The 6966-nt window shown below is 73.4% G+C and carries 7 protein-coding genes and 3 pseudogenes; 6 read left to right on the top strand and 4 right to left on the bottom strand.

The window, feature by feature from the left end:
- From IE94_RS41835 to IE94_RS0114120, 4 genes and pseudogenes are all read left to right on the top strand, one after another.
- Positions 1-93 (top strand): annotated as a pseudogene (locus tag IE94_RS41835) (IS5 family transposase); the annotation flags it as partial.
- Between the two features lie 178 nt (positions 94-271).
- Positions 272-1009, top strand: coding sequence for a DinB family protein (locus IE94_RS0114135; RefSeq protein WP_030183301.1), 738 nt, complete (start codon positions 272-274; stop codon positions 1007-1009).
- A gap of 380 nt (positions 1010-1389) precedes the next feature.
- Positions 1390-1676 (top strand): annotated as a pseudogene (locus tag IE94_RS38040) (MerR family DNA-binding protein); the annotation flags it as partial.
- Positions 1677-1904: 228 nt separating this feature from the next.
- Entirely contained in the window at positions 1905-2981 is a 1077-nt protein-coding gene (locus IE94_RS0114120; protein ID WP_051777501.1) for a ferritin-like domain-containing protein, read from the top strand.
- A gap of 15 nt (positions 2982-2996) precedes the next feature.
- Here IE94_RS0114120 and IE94_RS0114115 read toward each other — a convergent pair whose 3' ends face one another.
- A complete protein-coding gene (locus IE94_RS0114115) occupies positions 2997-4502 on the bottom strand; it encodes a SulP family inorganic anion transporter (protein ID WP_030183292.1) in 1506 nt (501 codons plus the stop codon).
- Between the two features lie 326 nt (positions 4503-4828).
- On the opposite strand from IE94_RS0114115, the gene IE94_RS0114110 reads away from it, so the two are divergent.
- Positions 4829-5224 carry a MerR family transcriptional regulator gene (locus IE94_RS0114110; protein WP_051777503.1) on the top strand — a complete coding sequence of 132 codons (396 nt, stop codon included), beginning with the start codon at positions 4829-4831 and terminating at the stop codon, positions 5222-5224.
- A 27-nt stretch (positions 5225-5251) separates the two neighbouring features.
- Here IE94_RS0114110 and IE94_RS0114105 read toward each other — a convergent pair whose 3' ends face one another.
- A complete protein-coding gene (locus IE94_RS0114105) occupies positions 5252-5644 on the bottom strand; it encodes a VOC family protein (protein WP_030183287.1) in 393 nt (130 codons plus the stop codon).
- Positions 5645-5814: 170 nt separating this feature from the next.
- On the opposite strand from IE94_RS0114105, the pseudogene IE94_RS41035 reads away from it, so the two are divergent.
- A pseudogene (locus IE94_RS41035) lies at positions 5815-5969 on the top strand (zinc ABC transporter substrate-binding protein); the annotation flags it as partial.
- Between the two features lie 159 nt (positions 5970-6128).
- Here the strand turns inward: IE94_RS41035 and IE94_RS42020 are convergent.
- The gene (locus tag IE94_RS42020; protein ID WP_464863028.1) at positions 6129-6206 is read right to left on the bottom strand and encodes a hypothetical protein; all 78 of its coding nucleotides are present in this window, start codon (positions 6204-6206) and stop codon (positions 6129-6131) included.
- A 43-nt stretch (positions 6207-6249) separates the two neighbouring features.
- Entirely contained in the window at positions 6250-6861 is a 612-nt protein-coding gene (locus tag IE94_RS35570; RefSeq protein ID WP_245235249.1) for an alpha/beta fold hydrolase, read from the bottom strand.
- Positions 6862-6966: the final 105 nt, after the last annotated feature.

The raw sequence follows: 6966 nt of genomic DNA, 5'->3' as shown, positions 1-6966 counted from the left end.
AAACGCCATCGGGCGGTTGCCACGAGGTACGACAAACTCGCCGTCCGCTACGAAGCGACCGTGCTGGTCGCAGCCATCAATGAATGGCTGTGACCAGCATTTTCGCAACAGGCCCTAGGGCCGGTCCGCGTCGCGCGCCGCCGGTGCACTGCGGCCCTCGGGCCGCCGCCGGAATTCGCTCGCGTGCGCGGGACGCGAGTCGTTAGCCTCGGTGTCCATCGGAGCGCCGTGCGACGCGGCCGCGCCGCGGACACCGCGAAAGGGGCCGGGCATGGAGATCGAGGGCACGCGGACGGACCGACTGGGCGTGCTCCTCGACCAGTTCGACCAGGCCAGGGAGATGGCCCGGGTGCGGCTGGCGGGGCTGGGCGACGAGGAGTACCTCTGGGAGCCCGCGCCCGGCTGCTGGTCGATCCGGCGTCGGGGCGAGGCGGTGACGCCCAGGGCGTACGGGCCGGGCGAGTGGGTGCTCGACAAGGGCGCCCCCGACATCCCGGCGAACGAGTACGCGGAGGTGGCCCGGCAGGCCGCGAGCGGCATGTCCGTCGCCAAGATCGCCGACGACTGGAGCGTGAGCGTCGAGCGCGTCGAGCAGGTCCTCGCCCACACCGGCACGCCGGAACCCGACACGACACCGATCACCACCATCGCCTGGCGGCTCGCGCACCTGCACTCCTGCTTCGCGGGCCAGTGGGAGTGGACCTTCGGTGAACGACGCCGGGATCCGCGGCTGCTGGTCGACTTCACCCCCTCCGCCGACCTGGCACTCGAACGGTTCTGGGAGACGATCGACCGCTGGCGCGAGGACGTCGCCCACGTCACCGACGAGCAGCTCGACACCGTCGGCTTCTCCCAGTACCCGTACGGCTCCGACCCCGACGACCCCTATATCGACGTCGTGGCCGGGGACAACCTCGAGTTCATCCACCACATGGCCGAGATCGCACTCCTGCGCGACCTGTGGCGGGCCCACTCCGGCCTCGCGGGGCAGGCGCCGCTCCCGGAGTAGTCGGCCTCCTGGACCGGGGCCGAGCCCTGCCCGAGTGGGTCGGCCCGATGAGACGCGCGTGGTCCCACGGGCGTGTCGTCCTGGCGGGCGACGCCGTGCGCGCCTCGTCGGTCCTCTCCGGCGAGGGCGATGGCCACCGCGGGGAGCGTGCGCCACCGGCGGCTCAGTCCGGGAGACCGTCCGCCGCCGCTGCGTCCGACGGGCCGGCCTGCGCGCGCCGGCCGTGCAGGAGCAGGTCGAACACCGTCTCCACCCTTGGATTCGAGCCGTCCGAGCGGATGCCCGCCCCCCGACAGGTCCCTCCGTGCCGCCGTCCAGGCGGTGCTGTCGATGCCGAGGGCGTGGCGGAGCTAGGCCAGGGTGACCCGTTGGACCAGGGCGCCGAGCGCAGTCACAGCGGCCAGCGGCACTACCCGAGAGCGCGGCCGACCGCGTCCAACTGATCCAGCGGCTCTACGCCGCCGGCCTGTCGAGCCGGACCATCGTCGAACTCATGCCGTACGCGGTCGACGGCAGGGCCACGCCGCACCTGCTCGAACGCCTCTCGGCGGAGCGGGACCGCGTCGAGCGCCGGATCACCGAACTGGCCGGCACCCGGGACAGGCTCGACTCCGTCATCACCGGTGCCACGAGGAACCTCCGCACCGGTCGGCCCTGCCGCGCCGGGCCCTCTGAGCCGGTCCGCATCCCCGCCCGTAGGGCCGACCGGGTAGAGGATGACCCGCTCGGTGCCGCCCGCCCGGGAAACGGCCTCGTCGCTGCTAGTTTCGCCAGCCGTCGGAGGAATCCGGACGTCTCGGTCAGAGACGGGCGTCGGCTTGGAGAGGGAGTACGGGTGACTGGTGTGCGCGAGGAAGCGTCGGGGACGGGCGGACCGTTCGGGCGGAGGACCTTCATGGCGTCGGCCGTCCTGACGGCGGCGGCGCCCGTCGCGGCCGCCGCTCCCGCCCGCGCGGCCGGGCGGCCGGAGGGCACCGCGTCCGGCTGCCGGTCCGTGGCACAGCTGCTCGCCGTCCCCGAAGACGGCCGAGGCGTGGACTGGCTGAGGGAGGCCCTCCAGGTCGCCGTGGCACTCGAACTCGCCACGATCCCGCCCTACCTGTGCGGATGGTGGTCCGTCGGGGACCGCACCAGCCACGTCGCACGGCTGATCCGGCGCATCATCGGCGACGAGATGTACCACATGGGCGTCGTGTGCAACCTGCTGGTGGCCGTGGGCGGCCGGCCGCGGATCACGGACGCGGCCCCCGCCTACCCCGGCCCGCTGCCCGGCGGTGTGCGCGAGGAGGTGAACGTCTACCTCTCGGGCCTGACCCGCCCCTTCGTGCACGACGTGATGATGGCGATCGAAGCCCCGGAGGCCCCCCTGGCCCGCGGCGCGACCACCTCGCCCAGCATCGGCCACTTCTACGACGACCTGCTGCGCGCCTTCCGGTCCACGGCGCCCGGACTGTCCGCCCGCGGGCAGTTGTCCCAGCGCATCGGCTCCGACGTACTGGAACCCGTCACCGACCTCGACGGCGTCGAGCGGGCGATCGGGATCATCAAGGAGCAGGGCGAAGGCACGAGCAGTTCCCCCGCGGACGCCTTCGGCGACGACCACCCCGCCCACTACTACGCCTTCGGCGAGATCTACCACGGCCGGCAACTGCGCCAGGAGGAGGACGGCTGGCGGTTCACCGGAGCCCCCGTGCCCTTCCCCGACGCACGCCCCATGGCCCGGGTACCGGCCGGTGGCTGGCCCGATCCGCCGCGGCGCGTGAAGGACCTCCTCGACCGCTTCGACACCGCCTACGCCAAGGTGCTGAGCACCCTGGAGGCGGCCTGGGCCGACGGCGACGCACGCACCCTGGGCTCGGCCGTGCGCACGATGCGCGGGCTGGAGGGCCCCGCGCTGGAGCTGATGGAGACCGGCATCCCGGGCGGCGCCCGGGGCACCTACGGCCCGCAGTTCCGCCCGCCCCGCGCGTGAGGCCGGCCCGGAGGGTCAGTGGTTGCCGGCGAGGGCGCCGGCGAGCCTCTCGCGCAGGAGGGTGCTGTGCTCGTCGAGGCCGACGATCTCGACGCGCTTGCCGCGCCGCGCGTACTTGGTCTCGACCGCGTCCAGCGCGGCGACGGACGAGGCGTCCCAGATGTGCGTGGCGGACAGGTCGATGACGACCTGGTCGGGGTCACCGGCGTAGTCGAAGCGTGTGACGAGGTCGTTGCTGGAGGCGAAGAACAGCTCGCCGGTGACGGAGTAGACGACCTGGCCGCCGTCCGGGTCGGTGACCGAGGTGACGTCGGCCAGGCGGGCAACCCGCCTGGCGAAGATCACCAGGGCGGTGACGGAGCCGACCACGACGCCGATGGCGAGGTTTCCGGTGGCGACCACGACGGCGACGGTGACCACCATGACGAGGATCTCCCCGGCGGGCATCCGCCCGAGCGTCCTCGGGGCGACGGAGTGCCAGTCGAAGGTCGCGAACGACACCATCACCATCACCGCGACCAGGGCCGCCATCGGGATGTCGGACACCACCGGGCCGAAGACGACGCACAGCACCATCAGGAACGAACCCGCCAGGAACGTGGACAGGCGGGTCCGCGCGCCGGACACCTTCACGTTGATCATCGTCTGGCCGATCATGGCGCACCCGCCCATGCCACCGAAGAAGCCGGTGACGATGTTGGCGATGCCCTGGCCGATCGACTCGCGGGTCTTGTCGGAGTGGGTGTCGGTGATGTCGTCCACCAGCTTCGCGGTCATCAGCGACTCCATGAGCCCGACCAGGGCCATCGCGAGCGCGTACGGGGCGACGGTCGTCAGCGTGTCGAGGGTGAACGGCACGTCGGGCAGCCCCGGCACCGGCAGCGCGTGGGGCAGCTCCCCCTTGTCGCCGACGGTCGGCACCGCGATGCCGGCCGCAACGGTGACGACCGTCAGGGCGACGATGGACACCAGCGGCGCCGGGACCACCCTGGTGACCCTCGGGAAGAACACCATCAGCACCAGTCCGCCCGCGACGAGCGGATACACGGGCCAGGGCACGTCGGTCAGCTCGGGCACCTGGGCCATGAAGATGAGGATGGCCAGCGCGTTGACGAAACCGACCATCACCGAACGCGGCACGAACCGCATGAGCCTGGCCACCCCGAGCGCGCCGAGGACCACCTGGAAGACACCGGCGAGGATGACCGCCGCGACGAGGTATCCCAGTCCGTGCTCACGGTTCAGCGGGGCGATCACCAGGGCGACGGCGCCCGTCGCCGCGGAGATCATGGCGCGACGGCCGCCGACGACCGAGATGGTGACGGCCATGGTGAAAGCCGCGAACAGCCCGACCTCGGGGTCGACCCCGGCGATGATCGAGAAGGAGATGGCCTCGGGGACCAGTGCCAGGGCGACGACGAGCCCGGCGAGGACCTCGGTGCGCCACACCTTCGGGTCGGAGATCCAGTCGGGCTTGAGGCCGCGCAGGCGCGCGGCGGGGGAGAGCGCGGGAGCAGACAAGAGGGAGGTACCTGTCGTGATCGGGCCCGCCCGGCGGCGGGGGGACGTGCGGGGGAACGCGCGGGCCGGGCCGGTCCTGCGCGGGGGCCGCGCGGCGGCCCGAGGTCGGGAAGGAGACGGCGAGCCGGCGCGCGGCCACCCTCAGGGGCGGGGCGTCACGGCGGGCAGACGGCGGCGCGGGGCATCATCGGCATGCGCTCGCTCTCTCCTGCCGGGCGTCGGTTCGGGACCCGGCAACCCTACCCTAACGTTACGGTAGAGATCCCGGCCGCTCGGACGGCCTCGGGACCGACGACGAGGAAGGCGCACGCGTGAACGGCGGGCACATGCGGATCGGCGAGGTGGCGTCCAGGACCGAGTTGTCGCTGCGCACGATCCGGCACTACGAGGAGACGGGGCTGGTCGTGCCGTCGGCCCGCTCCCAGGGCGGCTTCCGCCTGTACACGGAGGCGGACGTCGCCCGCCTCATGGTCGTGCGGCGGATGAAGCCGCTCGGCTTCACCCTCGACGAGATGCGCGCTCTCCTGGAGGCGACCGACCGCCTGGACGACGGTGACGGGCAGCTGCCGGCCGGTGAGCGCGAGCAGCTCGTCGAGCGCGTACGCGACTTCGAGCGGGCCGCCCGGCAGCGGGTCGCCGACCTGCGCACCCAGCTGGCGCGGGCGGAGGAGTTCGCCACGACCCTGGCCGAACGCATCGAGAGCGCGACGTCCGGGCGGTAGCGGCCGCGCGGCCGCCCCCCTCGCCGACTACTGGACCTGCATGATCTGGATCAGGTTGCCGCAGGTGTCGTCGAGGACCGCCGTGGTGACCGCGCCCATCTCCAGCGGCTCCTGGGTGAACTGCACCCCGAGGCCGCGCAGCCTGTCGTACTCCGCCCGTACGTCGTCCACGGCGAAGGACGCGGCCGGGATGCCGTCCTCGGCCAGCGCCGTCCGGTACGGCCGTACCGCGGGGTGGCCGGAGGGTTCGAGCAGCAGCTCGGTCCCGTCGGGGGCCTCGGGCGAGACCACGGTCAGCCACCGGTCTTCACCCGCCCCCACCGGGACGTCGTGCTTCTTCAGGAAGCCCAGGGTCTCGGTGTAGAAGCGCAGGGCATGCGCCTGGTCGTCGACGAAGACGCTGGTGAGGTTGATCTTCATGGGGTCATCTCCGGTGTGCGGGTTCCGGGCCGTCGGGTCGCGAGGTGCTCGGGCGGGCCGAAACCTCCGGGACACCACCTGCCTATCAAGCGCCCGCGGGTCCGGCAACGGCCCGGACCTCGGCCGGGGCCGAGGCGGTGAGCACCCGGCCCGCGCGACGCTCTCCTCCCCCCAGCTCCTCCGACCCGCGCTCGCTCACCCGGGCCATGGGGAGGGCCGGGGTCCGGACGGTCTTCGCCGACTCCTCGCAGCCCGAGCGGTTCGCCGAGCTCCTGCGCACCGAACTCGCCGCCGCGGGCGGGTCGTCGAGCTGCACTCGGAGTCCCGGAGTCAGAGTCCCTGACCGCCGCGAAAGGACGCGAAGCCCGGCCATGTCGTCCGCCACGTGTCGCTGCCCTACTGGGCCGAGGACGCCCCGCACCGCGCCGACGAGCACGTCCCCCCGGCTCCGCGGAGGCCGGGGGGGACGTACTGGACGGGGGCTTCAGGACTGGGGCCGTCGTCCGTGGTTGGCGGGGTGGTTGCGGCGTGCCTTCTTCTTCCGGCGTCGCTTCGAGGACATGGGGTGCCTCCTTCGGAAGACGTCTGCTCGGTGCGCGTCCGTGTCAGCGGGCATCCGTGGATGCCGTCCGTCCACGATTCCACGCCCGGCCGGGCGCTGCCATTCGACGCGGTGCGGCCCCCGCGGGCCCCCTGGGGTGCAGGGGCCGCGCCGGAGACGACCCCGGCCACGCGAGATCGTCGATCGCGAGGAGCCGTACGGGATGCCCCGCACGTCGTCGATCATCTCGTCCGGGACGTCCACCGGACCGGCGGCCGTCGAGGCGATCGCCCCGCGGAGGCATCGCGTCCGTGCGCCGGGGCCGCAGGAGCGGCCCGAAGGGCGGGGCCGGCAGCAGCCGGAGGGCGACCGGCTGCGCCAGGAGCGCGTCCAGACCCGGACCCGTGCTCACCAGGGCGAGGGCGCCCACCAGGTCGGGCCGCCGCTCCGCGAGCGCCGTGGCGGCGTAACCGCCGCTGGAGCGGCCGGCCACCGTCACGGACCGCAGCCCCAGGTCGTCCAGGAGCGCCGCCAACCGGCCCGCCTGCCGCGGCACGTCGTACGACGGCGGGGGCGGGGACTTGCCGCCGCCCGGCAGGTCGACGCGCAGGACGTGACGGCGGGCGGCCAGCGCCGGCACCACCGGGCCCCGGGGCCGGGCGCACCCTTGCGGCATGAGTCAGCACGACGCGGAACTCTCGCACGGCATGTACGTGGTCCACGACGGCCCGCCCACGGCGCCGCCCCTCCTGACGTCGCCGGACCCGCCGGACCCGCCGGA

It is taken from the genome of Streptomyces violaceorubidus (assembly GCF_000717995.1).
In the GTDB taxonomy this organism is placed as follows: Bacteria; Actinomycetota; Actinomycetes; order Streptomycetales; family Streptomycetaceae; genus Streptomyces; species Streptomyces violaceorubidus.
The sequence above is the reverse complement of the archived record's forward strand: the minus strand, read 5'-3'. Positions and strand labels throughout refer to the sequence as shown.

What these genes read in the sequence shown, in the direction of transcription:
- IE94_RS35570 (WP_245235249.1), bottom strand. Translation starts at nt 6,861, where the DNA reads ATGCCGCAAGGGTGCGCCCGGCCCCGGGGCCCGGTGGTGCCGGCGCTG.
- IE94_RS0114135 (WP_030183301.1), top strand. Translation starts at nt 272, where the DNA reads ATGGAGATCGAGGGCACGCGGACGGACCGACTGGGCGTGCTCCTCGAC.
- IE94_RS0114120 (WP_051777501.1), top strand. Translation starts at nt 1,905, where the DNA reads ATGGCGTCGGCCGTCCTGACGGCGGCGGCGCCCGTCGCGGCCGCCGCT.
- IE94_RS42020 (WP_464863028.1), bottom strand. Translation starts at nt 6,206, where the DNA reads ATGTCCTCGAAGCGACGCCGGAAGAAGAAGGCACGCCGCAACCACCCC.
- IE94_RS0114105 (WP_030183287.1), bottom strand. Translation starts at nt 5,644, where the DNA reads ATGAAGATCAACCTCACCAGCGTCTTCGTCGACGACCAGGCGCATGCC.
- IE94_RS0114110 (WP_051777503.1), top strand. Translation starts at nt 4,829, where the DNA reads ATGCGGATCGGCGAGGTGGCGTCCAGGACCGAGTTGTCGCTGCGCACG.